Below are 371 nucleotides of genomic sequence, written 5' to 3'. Positions count from 1 at the left end.
CATTTTTGGTGCCGATGGTCATCGCGGCGCAGACCGCGCTCAGCAAGGCGAGCACCGCCGCCGACAGCATGACAACCCGATAGGCCGCCTGGAATTCGGCTGGCTCGATGGCCGAGAGATCGGCGCCGCCGAAGGCGATGCCGATCGCCGCGACCGCCACCAGTCCGCCGCCGCGCGCGGCCGCATTGTTGATACCCGAAGCAATGCCGCTCGCCTCGCCCGGCACCGAATTGAACACCGTCGAGGTCAGCGGCGGTATGGCAAAGGTCATGCCCACGCCCATCAAGCAATGCCGCTCGCCTCGCCCGGCACCGAATTGAACACCGTCGAGGTCAGCGGCGGTATGGCAAAGGTCATGCCCACGCCCATCA

1 pseudogene is annotated in these 371 nt (G+C 66.6%); it reads right to left on the bottom strand.

Going from position 1 to position 371, the window contains the following annotated elements:
- Window positions 1-283, bottom strand: a pseudogene (locus AC1D0P_RS32010) (MFS transporter); the annotation flags it as partial.
- Window positions 284-371 lie beyond the last annotated feature (88 nt).

The sequence above is a fragment of the Polaromonas sp. P1_G2 genome (assembly GCF_056405515.1).
This window is presented reverse-complemented; position numbering and strand designations above follow the sequence as displayed.